Origin of the sequence: Moraxella sp. CTOTU48717, assembly GCF_032057165.1 — a bacterium.
GTDB classification, from domain to species: Bacteria; Pseudomonadota; Gammaproteobacteria; order Pseudomonadales; family Moraxellaceae; genus Faucicola; species Faucicola tetraodonis.
This window is the reverse complement of sequence record NZ_DAMBBC010000002.1, coordinates 233,269-249,536: the sequence shown is the minus strand read 5'-3', so window position 1 is coordinate 249,536 and position 16,268 is coordinate 233,269. Positions and strand designations below refer to the sequence as shown.

The following is a 16,268-nucleotide window of genomic DNA, read 5'->3' as shown; positions in this document are numbered from 1 at the left end:
TCAGCTGTCAAAAGACAAATGGGCGCTGTTTTTAGCCAGTTGAGAGTAGATTAATGCAGAGCATTTAATCCATGAAAAAAAAGAGCCTATTATAAACAAAATCTAAGAATAAACTATTAACAATTAAAAAATCCTGTTAAAAAAATCATGCATCGTTTGTTTTATGCATGATTTTATAAAATTTAACCTATAGTCAAAATAGCCGTACAATGGTTATTGGTCGCGATTGGCTTTTTCACGTTTTTTGAGTAACACCAACACTGCACCATTGCCACCTTGCGCCGCAGGGGCTGAGCAAAAAGCAAGCACTTCAGGAATCTGACGCAACCAACCATTCACGCAGGTTTTTAAGATACTATCAATGCCTTTACCATGAATGATTTTCACGCAATTTTCATTGTTTTTTTGAGCCTGTAAAATCAACTGACTCATGGCTTCACGGGCCTCTTCAATGGTGGCACCGTGTAAATCTACGGCATCATACCAGCGAATCTTGCCTTGTTTGAGCTCATTAAACACTTTGTTTTGTAGCGTTGCGGTTTTATAACTTAAATAAGCATCGCCAGAGACGGGGTTGAGCAGCGCTTGCATATCAGACAATACATGTCCGCTATCATCGTCACCACCGACTGCCGCCGCGCGTTTGGCTAGCGTCGTCGCATCAAGCTTATTGCCAGCGTTGTTTTTATCCGCCAAGTTTTTATCTTTGATTGGCTGCACGCCTGACATGGCTTGCATAAATAGCAATTTATCATCATCAAGATGTTCGCTATTATATTTTTTAACTTGTTTGGCGACTTGTTGCTTGCTCAATAAACCCACGGTTTCAGTCGGTTTGCCGTTTTCATCGGTTTCTTTAGTTTGGCTGCGACCTTTACCTAGTTCAGCTTTAAGCTGCTTTAACTGGTCTTGCATTTCTTTAGAAAATAAATTTGCCATACAATAACTCTATAAATCGGTATAAAAAATAGGGCGTTTATCGATGAAACGCCCTAACATCAATTATTTAACTTGGCTATTTTACGCATTTTGTTGTGATTGTGCCAATAACTTTGCTAAAGTACTACCTGCATCACCCGTTTTCATAAACTGCTCACCAATCAAAAACGCATGGATGTCATGGCCCAGCATCAATTTTACATCCTCTGCCGAATGAATCCCGCTTTCTGTCACCAGTAAGCTATCTTGTGGAAACAGTGTTTTTAGGCGTAGGGTAGTGTCCAAGCTCACATCAAAGTTATGTAGATTGCGATTGTTAACCCCATACACGTTTTGGCGATGGGCGGGCAAGCGTAACGCCCGTTCCACTTCTATCTCATCATGACACTCAATGAGTACACTCATGCCAAGTTTTAACGCCAATTCGTGTAGCTCAGCGACTTGCGCATCCGATAAACACGCCATAATTAGCAAAATACAATCTGCCCCCAGCGCACGTGATTGCAAAATATGATACGGCTCAATCATAAAATCTTTGCGTAGCACAGGTAAGCTTACCGCTTGGCGCACTTGTAATAAATACTCATCCGAGCCTTGGAAATAATCCGTGTCCGTCAATACCGATAAACAAGCGGCACCCGCTTGTTCATAGCCGACTGCGGTGGCGACAGCATCGAAATTAGGGGCGATGATGCCTTTGGATGGCGAGGCTTTTTTGACTTCCGCAATCACACGAATGCCCGCTTTGCGCAAACTGCCGGCAAAATCACGGATGTTTTGGTGGTTCGTTGCGGCAATTTGCTCAAGGTCATGCCAAGATTGCTGTTTTTTGGCTCTGACCAGTTCTTGACGTTTGGTGTCGACAATTTTTTGTAATACCGAGGGGACTGCTTGATGAGGCATGGTTTTTCCAAAAATTTAATGAGAGGTGAATTGCTGAGTAAAGCTTGCTAATGCTGCCATTTTTTGCAAGGCTTTGCCACTGCTGATGATATCTTGTGCCATGGCTACGCCTTGTTTTATGGTATCTGCTTTACCTGCTACATAGATGGTCGCACCGGCGTTCAAGGCAATCATATCCGCGGCTTTTTTGGCGTTGGGGGTTTTATTGGGATTGTTAGCCAGTGCTTCGCGGATGAGCGCTAGGCTCTGTGCTGGACTGTCAATGATTAAGCCTTTAAGGGTTTGCGATTCGATACCAACATCTTCAGGTTCGATATCATACACGCTGACTTTGCCATCTTTAAGTTCAGCCACATGGGTATAAGTCGCCAGTGAGATTTCATCAAGGTTATCCACTGAGCCGACGACTAGCACATGCTCCGCGCCAAGGTTTTTGAACACATTGGCAAGCGGTTCGCACAGCGAAGGATTAAATACCCCAATCATGGCATTTTTGACGCCCGCAGGGTTGGTCAAAGGTCCCAAAATATTAAACACCGTGCGCGTCTTTAGGGTACGGCGAATGGGCATCGCGTGTTTCATTGCCACATGGTGATTGGGCGCAAACAAAAAACCGATACCATGGGTTTTAATCGACTGGGTAATCTGCTCGGTATTTAACGCCAAATTAATACCCGCTTGCTGCAGCAAATCGGAACTGCCAGATTTGCCGGAAACGCCGCCATTACCATGCTTGGCGACATGGCAGCCAGCTACTGCTGCGACCATCGTAGCGGCGGTAGAGACATTAAACAAATTTGCGCCATCGCCCCCTGTACCTACAATATCGACGACGTTGGGCACATCCGACAAATCCACTTTAATAGCAAGTTCCCGCATCACTTGGGCAGCGGCGGTAATTTCTTCGATGCTTTCACCTTTCATACGCAGCGCGGTGAGCAGGGCGCCCATCATGGCATCGGGGCATTGACCTTGCATGATGGCTAGCATGACGCCGCGCATTTCTGCATAAGTTAGATCAATGGTATTGATGGCGCGATCAAGTGCCGTGGTAAGCAGTAGTTGGGTTTGCTCTTGTGTTAATGGTTGGTTGTTTTCAATAGACGTGGTAATGTCACCAAGATAAGGCGTTACAGTATGGGTCATGTCAGTCTCGTATGAGTTTTATGGCTTACACTTGATATATCATTGTACTAGTATACTATAACAAAGCCAGGTTTTAAAGCCAGGTTTTAAAGCCAAGTTTTAAAGCCAAACTTTAAGCCGCAAAACTCAATTATCCCAGTCTAATAGTTAGCGTTTTGATAGTTTTCATGGTTTTCATAGTTAGCTAAAAAATTTTTCAAAATCGTATACCCATGCTCACTCAAAATAGATTCTGGATGAAACTGCACCCCTTCAATCGGCAATGTTTGATGCCGAATGCCCATCACAGTAGTGGATGGCAGAGAATTATGTGGGTGAATATCATCACACCATGCGGTAACCTCTAGACAATCAGGCAAACTGTCTGTCGCAATCGCTAAAGAATGATAGCGAGTGGCGTTAAAAGGTGAGGGAAGCCCGGCAAATATCCCTTGGTGGTGATGAAAAACTTGCGACACCCGCCCATGCATAATCGTTGGGCAACGAATGATATTGGCGCCAAATGCTTGCCCAATCGCTTGATGACCCAAGCAAACGCCTAATATAGGAATAATGCCGGCACAGTCTTTGATAAAACTCAACGTATTGCCTGCATCGCTTGGCGTGCAAGGTCCAGGGCCAATGACCAAATAATCGGGATTTAAACGAATGATATCTTCACTGCTGCAAGCATCATTGCGCCAGACTTCAACGGGTTGCCCCAATTGCTCAAAATACTGCACCAAATTGTAGGTAAAACTGTCGTAGTTATCAATAAAAAGTAGCAATCCAGAAACCCTATCATGTAATTATTGGACGATGGTTAGCCGATGAAAAAACTTCACCATTATTTTAATCAAGTATTTTATCACAACCATTCTACAAGTAACTGAAACCGAATAAGTGAAACAGAGTAGCAGAAATCAATGTTAATGATTTTCACTAAAATAGTTAAATACATATTTTATGCACCATAAAAGTGAATATCGATAAAATTTTAATTAAAATGGTGCAAGTGTTAAGGCCCTATAGTGATTTGAAGGTTATCTAGGCAGATAGTCATATCAGCCAATTTTATCATTAAATCCACTCTCAAATAACTCATTGAATTTGATATAAAAATTTAATATTTAGCATGATAGTGCAAAAGTTGGCACATAACTTGAAAGTTTAAATTCAACAAGCACCACTTTGTTTATCTCTTGTCACAGCACCGAAAAGAGTATAAAGTGGCGTAACGTTTTTTTAATCATTTTTTGCGTAAGTAAAAGGAAACGAGCAATGTCGAATAAATTTTTAGATTTAATCAAATCTAGCGAAGCAAAGTGGGTAGATTTTCGCTTTACCGACACTAAAGGTAAAGAGCAACATGTAAGCTATCCAGCTGACAGCATGGACGAAGACATTTTTGAAGAAGGTAAAATGTTTGATGGTTCATCAATCGCTGGTTGGAAAGGCATTGAAGCGTCAGATATGATTTTGATGCCAGATGCTGATACCGCATTCGTCGATCCTTTCTTTCGTGAAACGACCGTTGTTGTGACCTGTGACGTTATCGAGCCATCAACCATGCAAGGTTATGACCGTGACCCACGTTCAATCGCGCGACGTGCCGAAGAATACCTAAAATCAACGGGTATCGGTGATACCGCATTCTTTGGTCCAGAGCCAGAATTTTTCGTATTTGATGATGTAAAATGGTCAATCGACATGTCAGGCGCCCGTCACACCATCTCAGCTGATGAAGCCGCTTGGTCAACCGATAAAGAAATGGAAGGCGGTAACTATGCGCACCGTCCACGCGTCAAAGGCGGTTACTTCCCAGTACCACCCGTTGATAGCTCACAAGATATGCGCGCTGATATGTGTGCCGCGGTAGAAGCGATTATGGGTGAAGGCCGTGTTGAAGTGCATCACCATGAAGTTGCCTCTTGCCAGCTAGAAATCGGTGTATCATTTAATACCCTAGTTCGTAAAGCGGACGAAGTACAACAGTTCAAATATGCAGTACACAACGTTGCACACGAATATGGTAAGACTGCGACCTTTATGCCAAAACCGATGGTTGGTGATAATGGTTCAGGTATGCACGTTCACTTGTCAATCCAAAAAGATGGCAAAAACACCTTTGCCGGTGATGAATACGCAGGGTTATCAGAAACTGCTTTATACGCAATCGGTGGTATCATCAAACATGCTCGTGCATTAAATGCCATCACTAACCCATCAACCAACAGCTATAAACGCCTAGTACCGCATTACGAAGCGCCTATTAAACTGGCTTATTCAGCGCGTAACCGCTCAGCGTCAATTCGTATTCCATACGTGGCAAGCCCGAAAGGCAAACGTATCGAAGCACGTTTCCCAGACCCAGCAGCCAACCCTTACCTTTGCTTTGCCGCATTGTTGATGGCAGCGCTTGATGGTATCCAAAACAAAATCCATCCAGGCGAAGCCGCAGACAAAAACTTATACGACCTTCCACCAGAAGAAGAAGCATTGATCCCAACGGTGGCGGAAAACTTGGAAGTTGCGCTTAAAGCGTTAGAAGACGACCATGAGTTCTTAACCAAAGGTGGCGTATTTACCAAAGAAATGCTTGACGCTTACATTGCCTTGAAAAAAGAAGAAGTAGAGCGTTACAACGTATCAGTTCATCCAATCGAATTTGATATGTACTACAGCTGCTAATAAGTTCGCTTTTCAAAAAACCCAACTTCACATTAAGTTGGGTTTTTTTATGTGAAATTTTTAGTTTAATAGGCAAAATTATTTAGGGATTGATTATCAAGCTTGCTAAAATATGCACAATAATGGGTTTTGAGGGGAAGGCTTATATGATTTTGACAAAATATAGTACGGATAATAAATATAGTACCGATAATAATAGCGGTTTACGGTATAGCTTTATACTCACGGCTGTAGTGTTATTGCTGTCACAGTTAAGTCATGCTGAAGTGTATAAGACGACCACCTCAGACGGTCAAGTGGTATATACCGATAATATCAATACCGCTTATCAATATAATAAAAACAGCAAAAATATCAGCGTATTAGATAAATTACCCACCCAATCACAAGTATCATCGACGACCAATCAATCAACAACGACATCTAATAACTTGAACAATGAAGTTAATAACGCAGCGAGTACGGCTACTGACAATCGCTTGCCTGATAGATTAGGTGATAGCTTAACTGGTCGCTTATCCACCCAATCCATCTCAGCAAGCCAGCAGGGCGATTATGTATTAAACATTGTATCGCCTGAAGCCGGGCAAACGCTGCGACGGGGTAGTCAACCCATTGAGATTAACGTTGCGTTGACACCGAGTTTAAAAACAGGCGATAGAATCGTCTATCAACTCAATAACCAAACCTTAGCGACCATAAAAGACACTAGCTATACTATTGCAACTACCACGCTCGATCCTAACCCTTATGCCATTACCGTAAATGTTGAAAACGTCTTAGGGGAAGTCATCGCGCAAGACACTCGCGCTATCACTCTCATCAGTAATAATGTACTGTATCAAAAAAAACGTAAAGCGATTGCGCAAATACAAAAGAAGAAAGCCAATCAACCTTGGTATAAAAAAAATACTTTAATACTTTAAGCTATCGTTAAATTTATTTATACAATTATTTATACAACAAGGCACTACCATCACCGATGCAGCTTTATCCAATCGAAGACCATAGCTGGGTGGCTATTGATATTCATCATAATTTGGGTGAACAGGTTACCTTACCAACAAATAAAATAAGGTCAATCAATAAATCAGGGTCAACCCATAAATTAGGGTCGATGTCTTGTCGTCAATTGCTAAAAAAGCTACAGCAAGCGCTTAATTTGACAGGCGAGTTAATGGATGCAAACTTTCCTTATCATTTTATAACGGCTGATGGTTACATTTGGTATGTCAGTTTTAGCCATAGCCGCCAACATGCCGCAGTATTGATTTCGCCCTATGCCAATATCGGCATTGATGTCGAAGACAGCGCAATTAGTCATCAGGTTGCTTCACGCTTTTTTTCACCTCATGAATATCAATGGTTGAATCAAAAGCCTGCAGTCAATCAAGCAGTTTTACGAAACCTACTATGGCGACTTAAAGAATGTGCCATCAAAACCCATCAGAATGTCGATAAGCAATTAATCAAAGAATTAAAACATGATGTGCTAGATGAATTGGGCGAAGAGGTTATCAATCAACTTATTGGCATCGATGAGATAAATGCTAAAGATAAGCCCATACAATGTGTGCAAACCGACGCTAAAATAGTTGGCAATTTTAGTAGCCAACCCTGTAGTTTTATTATTGTAAACCGTTAAATAAGGCTAAAAAATCGCTATTTAAAAAAATAACCAATTCTTACGAAATTACTTTTTTTTGTAAAAAACCCATGCTATGATTGCTATAAGAACAATTTACTATGTAAGCGACATTGTAGAGAAATGTTTTAACAAACTATTACAAAAGCTTAACTAGTACATTAATTAGCAGGCGTAGGTAGCGGGTAGCTAAACTTAACTAGGCTTAACTAGCCTTGGCTAAAAAACTACTTTATAAACCTACCATTAATAGTGTTAAAGGAAGTTATAATATGTCAGTTCGTGAACAAGGCATTGTAAAATGGTTTAATGATTCAAAAGGTTTTGGATTTATTCAGCGTAACAGCGGCGAAGATATTTTTGTTCATTTCCGCGCGATTCAAGGTGACGGCTACCGTTCACTTCAAGATGGTCAAAAAGTTGAATTCATCGTGGTTGAAGGTCAAAAAGGTCTTCAAGCTGAAGAAGTTACCAAAGTCGAATAAGTTAAGCCAAAAAGGGGTTAAAGTGTTATTTTTGACCTTTTTGCAAACCAAGTTGATGTCATTAACTTGGTTTTTGTTGTTTCTCATAGCCAATGATTGATTGGTCAAAATAGGTTAACTCTCTGTGTTTCAAACTTTCTCACAATTACCCCTTCATCCAGCGCTTAAACAAGCGATTGATCAATTAGGCTATCAAACGCTAACCCCTATCCAAGCGCAAATATTGCCCAATACACTCGCTGGGCAAGATGCCATTGGGCAGGCACAAACAGGTACAGGTAAGACAGCAACGTTTTTACTCACCATCATCAATGAATTGCTGAATAATCCTCTAAACCCTGAGATTGATGGCGATCGTTTTTTGGGTGAAACCCGTGCACTGGTGTTGGCGCCAACTCGAGAACTGGCTCAACAAATTTATCAAGATTGCCTTGAGCTCACCAAGTTTACCAAACTGCATACTGTTTGTTTACTCGGTGGCACAGACTATGACACGCAGTCAAAGCAGCTGCATCAAAAGTTTGTCGATATCATCATCGCCACCCCAGGTCGTTTGATTGATTTTTGCTTTCAGCACCATGTGTATCTTGATCGTCTTGAAATTTTGGTATTAGATGAAGCGGATAGAATGCTAGATATGGGGTTTATACCTGATATCAAACGGTTGATTCGTATGATGCCCGCCAATACGCATCGGCAAACCCTGCTTTTCTCCGCTACCTTTAACCAAGATGTGATGAATTTAGCTTATCGCTGGTTATATCAACCGATTTTTGTAGAGATTGCGCCCGAGCAAAAAACCAGTCAAAACATCGAGCAGCTATTTTTCACCTTGATGGAATCGGATAAGCTGGCGGCGTTACAGCAAATTATTGAAAAAATTTCTCCCAATAAAATCATTGTCTTTGCCAATCGTAAAGACCAAGTCAAACGCCTGTATGACAAACTTAATCGTCAGTATAAAGTAGTGATATTGTCAGGGGATGTCATACAGGCCAAACGCGAGAAGTATTTGGCACAATTTCGTCAAGGCGATGCCAATATTTTAGTGGCTACGGATGTCGCAGGGCGAGGTATTCATGTGGATGATGTGGCTTGTGTGGTCAATTATACGCTGCCAGACAGTCCTGATGATTACGTTCATCGTATCGGTCGCACCGGTAGGGCAGGCAATAAAGGCATGAGTATTAGCTTTATCAGTGAAAACGACGGGTTTAACTTGCCGGCTATCGAGCAATATTTGGATGAAAGTATCAAAATGCAGCAATGGTCGAATGATACCCGTTTTTTAGAGGATTAAATTTTTTAAGTGATAAAACATGAAGGGCGCTATCAATCAATAGCGCCCTTTTTTACGGTAAAATACATTAATAAAAATAACGCTATAATCTAACGATATCGACTTTAGCAAGGCCGTTTGAAAGATTAGCAATTCTGCTAAAAGCACCTTTTGACAAATCTAGCGTACGGCCATATTTGCCGAACCCGCCTGTGTCAGTCACGCGTACCACTACACTTTTGCCGTTGGCTTTGTTGGTAACTTTGAGCCGGCTACCTAATTTGTGCACGTTGCTAGCTGCAGTCAGTGCATGTTGATTGAATTTCTCGCCAGACGCCGTGGTACGACCATGATGCTTGCCACCATACCATGAAACAACAGCAGCGTTGGCTTGCTGGGTGACTAAAGTAGTAACAAACAAACTGGCAATGATATATTTCATCGGATGTTCCTTTTATCAATTAAAGCGGTCAATAATCTGACTACTTAAAGGTATCAAGGGGCATTTCCCGTGATTTACATATTAAAAACAAAGTAATATTGTTTAATATCACTTAAGCGGTGTGTATTCTAATTACAAAGTTATGTTATTTCAAATAATTTATTGTAAACAAAATCTTTAATATCGGATGTATTTTGCTAAACATATAAGTTATGTAACCATATCAGCTAGTTTTTCTAACCTGTTGATTTTATGTAAAAATGCTATCTTGAGTAACTAAAGGGATATAAAAAATGCAAAAAAAAAGAGAATGCAAGTTATTGCATTCTCTTTTTTATATATGGTGGAGATGGCGGGAGTTGAACCCGCGTCCGCCAGCACTACGCCCATGACTCTACATGTTTAGATTCTGTCTATGGCTTTAATGGTTGGCGAACCGACAGTCAGGATGTCAACCACGAGCCTCTTAAGTTTTGCTCAAATTGGCGAGACAACAATTTAAGCTATCCATCGTGCGTTCGCTTCAAGGAGAGCAACCAGACCAATGGCAATCTGTGCCGTCCCAAGCAGCGCTTAGGCTGCTAGAGCGTAAGTTTCGTCGTTTGCGACTAGTTTAAAATGTATATTTTATTTACGAGTGGACATACTCACTCGACATGCATCATTGAGTTTCATTACCAGCGTCGAAGCCAGAACATCCCCAAATGAACTGTGAATTATATAAGGTTAATAGCTTAAAATACAAGGCTAAACGTCATAATAGTTAGATAAATTACTAAAAACACACACAGCAACTTAATACAGTCCAAATTATTGTCATGATTTTGACGTATTGAGCTGATAAGCTAAACTGTTGAAGTAAGTAAAATTTTTTTGATATATTTTAATCAATGGAACATTAGACTGAGTCAATTGAACAAGCTACAGGTAATTAATGAATGGCAGGGAATAAAAAAAATTCGCCAAGCATCATGCGGATGTCACAAAATCAGCTCAAACGCCAGCGTGAATGGGTGTATTTGGTGCATTTTTTAGCCATGCTGCATTTACATCCTGCCAAAACCATCTCAGGTACGGATGATGGTAATGAGCCTGATTTTACCTGTATTTTTTATTGTGACAAAGGTGAATACGCAATTGGCATCGAATTAACGACTTTGCCAAGACTACGCGATAGACTCAGTAATGACAATTTAATATTAAAGCGTTGGTACTGGCAGTCACTGCTACAGGTGTCAACCAAATTTACACCAACGCGGTTTAATGGTAAAGGTGAGATAGTAGGTATCAAAGCCAATTGGGCCAATTGGCAAAACATTGATAACCGAAAGATTATCAATGTGTCGCAGCAATTTATCGAGCCATCGAGTAATTTGCCACATCCTACGCTCAGTAGCAAATTACAAAACGGTATTGCCAAAACCATGCGTTGGTTGCCCAGTGCGTTTTTTACCGATATGGCAGATGAAAATGAAGATTTACCGATTGATTCCTACATCAATCAAGGTGATATTGATGCGGTGATGAGCAAAAAAGCGCATAAAGTCCAAGCGTACCGCAAAAAAAGGGCGTTGGATGAAGTGTGGTTGTTGATTCATACCAATGAACAGCAAGAAAAGGGCTTATTAACTTTTGACACAAGTGAAGTATTGCATCACGGTAGTGAGTTTAATCGCGTGTTTTTAACCTTATATCCCACCACAACACTATTACAAATTGCTAAATAAAAAAGGCTGAATCTACATTTAGCCTTTTTTATGCTGAAAAATTTCATTTAATCATCGAGTTGTTCCATGACATCATCAGTAAAGTTGACGTTGGTATAGACTTCTTGTACATCGTCCAAATCTTCTAGCATATCAATCATTTTCATGATTTTTTTAGCGTCTTCGACATCAGTAACATCCGCCATGGTTGAAGGGGACATAGTCACTTCTGCATTGTCGGATTTTAAACCGGCTTTTTCTAAGGCATCCATCACGTCACCGAAATTCTCTGGCTCAGTGACCACGGTGATACTATCACCGTTATTTTCAATATCGATTGCCCCTGCTTCAAGCGCGACTTCCATGATGGTGTCTTCTAGCGACACATCATCAAAGGTAATTTCACCGCGTTTGCTAAACATATAAGCCACTGAGCCTGATGTACCCAAGTTGCCACCATTTTTGCTAAAAGCGTGACGCACTTCGCCAACGGTACGGTTGAGGTTATCCGTCATGGTCTCGACAATCACCGCGACACCGCCCAAGCCATAGCCTTCATAGGTGATTTCTTGCATGTTGTCATTATCACCGCCGCCGGCACCACGTTCAATCGCCCGTTTTACAGTGTCTTTGGTCATATTAACTGAGTTGGCTTTTTCCACCGCCGCACGCAAACGTGGGTTATTTGCTGGGTCTGGGTCGCCTTGTTTGGCAGCGGAGACCAGCTCACGAATGATTTTGGTAAAGATTTTACCTTTTGCCGCATCTTGTTTGGCTTTACGGTGTTTGATGTTTGCCCACTTGGAATGTCCGGCCATGAGTGTATCCTTTATCTAACTTAACCTATATAACTTGGTAATCTGATTTTCAAAATTTTGCGTGCGCTATTATAAACGAGCAACCCGGATTTTTGATAGGGGGTTGCGCCTATGTCATCGCAGGAAATGTTATTGAAAGTGAAAATCAAACCTAAGGGCGAGGCGAATCATCAGGTCGTGGCAATGTCGGCAAATCAATATAGCGGTGTATCAACTCACTTAAATCAATGGTTACTTTTAAATTGACCAAGTTCCAATACTGTCCAGAAATGGTTCGATCAAGCATCATGGTAAGTGGGGCAGGTTGAAAGCTTTGCCAGTATTTAAGCGACTCTTTTGCTTTGGCAATCGCTTGAAAATGGGTTTGGCTGGTGGCAAAGTCATAAGGCGCATGTTTGGATAAATCAAACAACTGGGTAAAACCATACGGGGTCAAACCAATCTGCAACCAATCGTTATAAAAGTCCGTGGGCAGTGGCTCATCATTGTCTTTTTTGATGCCAATGCTGACCAAATCTTGCTCAAGCGCTGTCACATCACCGCTTAAGCAGTGAATGGCAAAGCGTTTGAATAACGCAACTTCGTCATGGCTGTAAGATTTGATACCACCAAAGTCATAGGCAATGACCGAGCCATCAGGGCGAAACGCAAAGTTACCTGGATGGGGGTCACAATGCAGACGGTACAGTTTGAACAATTGACCGGCACTAAAATCAAATAGGCGAGTGGCGATTTTTTGCTTGATGTCATTGTCCCAAGTCGCAGCCACTTCAAGCTTTTCACCCAGTTCTTGTGATAGGGTTAAAATCCGTTTGGTCGAATGGCTATGAAAAACTTTGGGGATAATCAGCCCATCATCATCGCTGTGAAAACTGCCAAAAATTGCCAAATTATGGGCTTCTTTGGTGTAATCAAGCTCGTCATACAGGCTATCACGGATTTCTGCAAAAATTTTATCTTGCAAGGTTTTATCCATATTGAGCACGCCAGTTATCTTAAGCGCCAAGCGAACGTGTTTTAAGTCACTATCGATACTGGTATCAACGTCGGGGTATTGCACTTTGACTACGACCGCTTCACCGGTTGGCAACACCGCTTTATGGACTTGACCGATAGAGGCTGCCGCAAAGGGTGATTGCTCAAACTGGGCAAACAACGCCTCAATCGGTTGCCCCAATTCTTTTTCAACCTGCTGTTTGATGACGGCAAACGGCATGGGCGGTGCGTCTTTTTGTAATTTCTCCAGCGCTTTTGAGACTTCAGGCGGGAACACATCTTTATACTGCGAGGCAATTTGACCCACTTTCATCACCGCGCCTTTCATTTCGCCTAAGGTGTCGGCGATTTGCAGCCCTACGGTTTGCAGCATTTCGCTACGGGCTGTGAGTTTATCTTCTTCAGAGCCTGCAAAAGACTTAATAGAATTTTTAGCTGCTTTTCCTGCGATACTGGCAGTCATACCGGCAAGTTTTAAAAAACGTTTTTTTGATGACATAGTGGTTGTCTTATAGCAGAATTTTTTAATTAATTTATCAGTGAAACTATCAGGTAAATTATCAAGTTTTAAGTATTGAGATTAGCAGAAAATGGCTATTTTTGCTATGTACCGTGCTGAAATTTAGCGAATTTTGTGTATAGCTTGGCATAAAAAACTTGGCACAAAAAAAGGCGCCACGATGACACCTTGTTTATCCAAACCGTTAAAAACTATTGTAAAAATAAGCGATAGCCCAAGTTATCGGTTAGGTTTTCGCACTCATAGCCAATGTCTTGCAGCTTGGCAAGTAATTGCTCGGCGGTTTGCTCACCCATTTGAATGCCCGCTAAGATACGCCCTTCAGCCGCCCCATGATTACGATAGTGGAATAAAGAAATATTAAACTGTGAGCCCAATTTTTCAAGGAAGTTGAGCAGCGCGCCAGGACGCTCGGGAAATTCGATGCGAAATAATTGCTCGTCTTTTAATCCCGCGTGCCCACCGATTAAATAGCGAATATGGGTCTTGGCGACTTCATCATCGGTCAAATCAATTGCGGCATCATCGGCTTCATTGAGTAACTGGTGGATTGCTTTGCGCTCTTTTTCGCCTTCTTTGAGGGCGATACCGACAAAAATATTGGCAGCGTGATGGGCGTAATTGGGGTTGGTATTGATGCGGTAGTTAAATTCGGTGATGTTGCGACCTTTGAGTGAGCGGCAAAAATCCAAGAATGCGCCTGTGCGCTCAGGAATGGTCACCCCAAAAATCGCTTCTTTTTTCTCACCAATTTCGGTACGTTCAGCGATATAGCGTAAGCGGTCAAAATTCATGTTGGCACCACATAAAATCGCCACACAGTTTTTGCCCTGTAGGTTATGATCTTCGATGTATTTTTTCATACCCGCGACCGCAAGCGCGCCTGCAGGCTCGACGATGGTGCGGGTTTCATCATACACGTCTTTAATCGCCGCACACACTTCATCATTGCTACAAGTGACCACATCAGGCTCGACCACGGGACCTGAGTTATCGCTTTTTGGCATACGGCAGACGTCAAACGGTATTTCACCCAGCTGGGCGACTGCCACCCCATCGACGAACAACCCCACTTGGGGCAGACGTTTGCGTTCGTTAGTGGCTAAGGCGATTTTGAGACAGGCTGCTTCTTCTGGCTCGACCGCCACGACTTTAACATGTGGTGCAACTTCCCCCAAAAACGCCGCGACACCTGAAATTAAGCCACCGCCACCAACCGCAACAAACACATATTCCATTTTACGCCATTGTTGCACTAGTTCCATGGCAATGGTACCTTGACCTGCGATGACCAGTTCATCGTCATACGGCGGGATAAAGGTCAAGCCATCGGTTTGGGCGCGTTCAATAGCATAGCGGTTAGATTCATCAAAACTATCGCCATATAGCACCACATTACCGCCCAATGACTTGACGGCACTGACTTTGATATCGGGGGTGGTGGTCGGCATCACGATAATGTTATTGAGTCCCAAGCGGCTAGCAGAGAAGGCGACGCCTTGCGCGTGGTTGCCGGCAGAGGCACAAATCACGCCTTTGGCTTTGTCTACATCGCTCAACTGGCTAATTCGATTGTAGGCACCCCGCAGCTTAAAAGAAAACACTGGCTGAAAATCTTCACGTTTAAAACGAATATCGTTGTTAAACCGTTCACTGAGTTTTTTGGCGGGTTCAAGCGGCGTTTGAATAGCAGCATCATACACGGTCGCTTGAAGGATAAGGCGTACCCAATCTGATAACATAATAATGACCTAAGTTTGAAAAATACGTTTGGAGATTTATTTTTACCCTCTATGTGCTTTCATAACCAAAACAAAGCAAATCGTTAGAGAAGTAAAAAATAAGTGATTAGATTAGGACTTTAGGGTTTAGCTTGCAAGTGCTTTTACGGTAAAATAAGTTGGGTAATTGATAGCATTAAGTTTTCTATCTGTTTTTTTGATAAATTCCTAACAAGGCTGGGTCTATGAGTACGATGAATGCAAGCACGCAACAACAACAAAAACAAGCCGTGGCAGCAGACGCGTTAAAATATATCGAATCAGGCATGATTTTGGGCGTAGGGACGGGCAGTACCGTCAACTGCCTCATTGAATTATTGCCAAAAGTTAACCTAAAGGGCGCTGTGGCAAGCTCAAAGGTCACCGAAGATAAGCTCAAAGCGCTCGGTATTGAGGTGATGGATTTAAATTTCACGGGTGAGTTAGACTTATATATTGATGGTGCCGATGAAGTGAACGAGCACTTACAGCTAGTCAAAGGCGGTGGTGGCGCTTTAACCCGTGAAAAAATTGTTGCCGCCGCATCTAAGCAGTTTATTTGCATGGTGGATGAAAGTAAATGGGTGCAGCAATTAGGCGTTGGCTTTCCACTACCGATTGAAGTGTTGCCGCAAGCGCGTTCGTATGTGGCGCGTGAGTTGGTGCAGCTTGGCGGTGAACCGGTCTACCGTGAAGGATTTGTCACCGATTATGGCAATTTGATTTTGGATGTTTATGGCTTAGATATCGGCTTGAACATTGAGAAGGTAGCAGCGTTTGAAGCAAAGTTAAACAATATCGTTGGGGTGGTGTGTAATGGGTTGTTTAGCGCACAGCGCGCTGATATCTTGCTGATGGCAACGGCAGATGGCGTGAAAAAATTGACAGCCAACTAAGTTACTAGCAAGTTAATGGTTATCAGTAATGTTGTCACACAACAAAAAAGACCAAGTCACGAT

General features: G+C 42.2%; 15 protein-coding genes and 1 other RNA gene. 7 read left to right on the top strand and 9 right to left on the bottom strand.

Annotated features, from left to right (window positions below):
- Nucleotides 1-213: 213 nt before the first annotated feature.
- The 4 genes from RT084_RS02700 to RT084_RS02685 form a co-directional block, all read right to left on the bottom strand.
- A complete protein-coding gene (locus tag RT084_RS02700) occupies nucleotides 214-939 on the bottom strand; it encodes a Smr/MutS family protein (protein WP_007116885.1) in 726 nt (241 codons plus the stop codon).
- Between the two features lie 81 nt (nucleotides 940-1,020).
- Nucleotides 1,021-1,842 carry an indole-3-glycerol phosphate synthase TrpC gene (trpC, locus tag RT084_RS02695; RefSeq protein ID WP_313097550.1) on the bottom strand — a complete coding sequence of 274 codons (822 nt, stop codon included), beginning with the start codon at nucleotides 1,840-1,842 and terminating at the stop codon, nucleotides 1,021-1,023.
- A 15-nt stretch (nucleotides 1,843-1,857) separates the two neighbouring features.
- A complete protein-coding gene (gene trpD, locus RT084_RS02690) occupies nucleotides 1,858-2,988 on the bottom strand; it encodes an anthranilate phosphoribosyltransferase (RefSeq protein WP_312383293.1) in 1,131 nt (376 codons plus the stop codon).
- Between the two features lie 140 nt (nucleotides 2,989-3,128).
- The gene (locus RT084_RS02685) at nucleotides 3,129-3,755 is read right to left on the bottom strand and encodes an anthranilate synthase component II (protein WP_313097547.1); all 627 of its coding nucleotides are present in this window, start codon (nucleotides 3,753-3,755) and stop codon (nucleotides 3,129-3,131) included.
- A 493-nt stretch (nucleotides 3,756-4,248) separates the two neighbouring features.
- Here RT084_RS02685 and glnA point away from each other — a divergent pair, with 493 nt between their 5' ends.
- From glnA to RT084_RS02660, 5 genes are all read left to right on the top strand, one after another.
- Nucleotides 4,249-5,658 carry a type I glutamate--ammonia ligase gene (gene glnA / locus RT084_RS02680; protein ID WP_065252507.1) on the top strand — a complete coding sequence of 470 codons (1,410 nt, stop codon included), beginning with the start codon at nucleotides 4,249-4,251 and terminating at the stop codon, nucleotides 5,656-5,658.
- A gap of 146 nt (nucleotides 5,659-5,804) precedes the next feature.
- Complete coding sequence (locus RT084_RS02675; RefSeq protein ID WP_312383297.1) at nucleotides 5,805-6,584, top strand: DUF4124 domain-containing protein; 780 nt, start codon at nucleotides 5,805-5,807, stop codon at nucleotides 6,582-6,584.
- 56 nt (nucleotides 6,585-6,640) lie between these two features.
- Entirely contained in the window at nucleotides 6,641-7,303 is a 663-nt protein-coding gene (locus tag RT084_RS02670; protein ID WP_312383299.1) for a 4'-phosphopantetheinyl transferase family protein, read from the top strand.
- Nucleotides 7,304-7,575: 272 nt separating this feature from the next.
- The gene (locus RT084_RS02665) at nucleotides 7,576-7,788 is read left to right on the top strand and encodes a cold shock domain-containing protein (RefSeq protein ID WP_007116878.1); all 213 of its coding nucleotides are present in this window, start codon (nucleotides 7,576-7,578) and stop codon (nucleotides 7,786-7,788) included.
- Nucleotides 7,789-7,912: 124 nt separating this feature from the next.
- The gene (locus tag RT084_RS02660) at nucleotides 7,913-9,088 is read left to right on the top strand and encodes a DEAD/DEAH box helicase (RefSeq protein ID WP_312383303.1); all 1,176 of its coding nucleotides are present in this window, start codon (nucleotides 7,913-7,915) and stop codon (nucleotides 9,086-9,088) included.
- A gap of 82 nt (nucleotides 9,089-9,170) precedes the next feature.
- On the opposite strand, the gene RT084_RS02655 is transcribed toward RT084_RS02660, so the two are convergent.
- Both RT084_RS02655 and ssrA read right to left on the bottom strand, forming a co-directional pair.
- Nucleotides 9,171-9,509 (bottom strand): septal ring lytic transglycosylase RlpA family protein, encoded by a 339-nt coding sequence (locus RT084_RS02655; protein ID WP_065263503.1) that lies wholly within the window; start codon nucleotides 9,507-9,509, stop codon nucleotides 9,171-9,173.
- A 341-nt stretch (nucleotides 9,510-9,850) separates the two neighbouring features.
- Nucleotides 9,851-10,211, bottom strand: a transfer-messenger RNA (tmRNA) gene (gene ssrA, locus RT084_RS02650).
- Between the two features lie 236 nt (nucleotides 10,212-10,447).
- Here ssrA and RT084_RS02645 point away from each other — a divergent pair.
- Nucleotides 10,448-11,236, top strand: a complete 789-nt coding sequence (locus tag RT084_RS02645) for a hypothetical protein (RefSeq protein ID WP_313097541.1) — start codon at nucleotides 10,448-10,450, stop codon at nucleotides 11,234-11,236.
- Nucleotides 11,237-11,283: 47 nt separating this feature from the next.
- Here the strand turns inward: RT084_RS02645 and RT084_RS02640 are convergent, their stop codons facing one another.
- The 3 genes from RT084_RS02640 to ilvA form a co-directional block, all read right to left on the bottom strand.
- The gene (locus RT084_RS02640) at nucleotides 11,284-12,033 is read right to left on the bottom strand and encodes a YebC/PmpR family DNA-binding transcriptional regulator (protein ID WP_313097540.1); all 750 of its coding nucleotides are present in this window, start codon (nucleotides 12,031-12,033) and stop codon (nucleotides 11,284-11,286) included.
- Between the two features lie 151 nt (nucleotides 12,034-12,184).
- Entirely contained in the window at nucleotides 12,185-13,528 is a 1,344-nt protein-coding gene (locus RT084_RS02635; protein ID WP_313097539.1) for an ABC1 kinase family protein, read from the bottom strand.
- A gap of 212 nt (nucleotides 13,529-13,740) precedes the next feature.
- A complete protein-coding gene (gene ilvA / locus RT084_RS02630) occupies nucleotides 13,741-15,291 on the bottom strand; it encodes a threonine ammonia-lyase, biosynthetic (protein ID WP_312113712.1) in 1,551 nt (516 codons plus the stop codon).
- Between the two features lie 224 nt (nucleotides 15,292-15,515).
- Here ilvA and rpiA point away from each other — a divergent pair, with 224 nt between their 5' ends.
- Entirely contained in the window at nucleotides 15,516-16,205 is a 690-nt protein-coding gene (rpiA, locus tag RT084_RS02625; RefSeq protein ID WP_313097536.1) for a ribose-5-phosphate isomerase RpiA, read from the top strand.
- Nucleotides 16,206-16,268 lie beyond the last annotated feature (63 nt).

Coding starts and splice junctions, on each gene's coding strand:
- RT084_RS02655 (WP_065263503.1), bottom strand. CDS start 9,509: ATGAAATATATCATTGCCAGTTTGTTTGTTACTACTTTAGTCACCCAG.
- RT084_RS02700 (WP_007116885.1), bottom strand. CDS start 939: ATGGCAAATTTATTTTCTAAAGAAATGCAAGACCAGTTAAAGCAGCTT.
- rpiA (WP_313097536.1), top strand. CDS start 15,516: ATGAGTACGATGAATGCAAGCACGCAACAACAACAAAAACAAGCCGTG.
- RT084_RS02645 (WP_313097541.1), top strand. CDS start 10,448: ATGGCAGGGAATAAAAAAAATTCGCCAAGCATCATGCGGATGTCACAA.
- trpD (WP_312383293.1), bottom strand. CDS start 2,988: ATGACCCATACTGTAACGCCTTATCTTGGTGACATTACCACGTCTATT.
- RT084_RS02640 (WP_313097540.1), bottom strand. CDS start 12,033: ATGGCCGGACATTCCAAGTGGGCAAACATCAAACACCGTAAAGCCAAA.
- RT084_RS02675 (WP_312383297.1), top strand. CDS start 5,805: ATGATTTTGACAAAATATAGTACGGATAATAAATATAGTACCGATAAT.
- ilvA (WP_312113712.1), bottom strand. CDS start 15,291: ATGTTATCAGATTGGGTACGCCTTATCCTTCAAGCGACCGTGTATGAT.
- RT084_RS02665 (WP_007116878.1), top strand. CDS start 7,576: ATGTCAGTTCGTGAACAAGGCATTGTAAAATGGTTTAATGATTCAAAA.
- RT084_RS02670 (WP_312383299.1), top strand. CDS start 6,641: ATGCAGCTTTATCCAATCGAAGACCATAGCTGGGTGGCTATTGATATT.
- RT084_RS02635 (WP_313097539.1), bottom strand. CDS start 13,528: ATGTCATCAAAAAAACGTTTTTTAAAACTTGCCGGTATGACTGCCAGT.
- glnA (WP_065252507.1), top strand. CDS start 4,249: ATGTCGAATAAATTTTTAGATTTAATCAAATCTAGCGAAGCAAAGTGG.
- trpC (WP_313097550.1), bottom strand. CDS start 1,842: ATGCCTCATCAAGCAGTCCCCTCGGTATTACAAAAAATTGTCGACACC.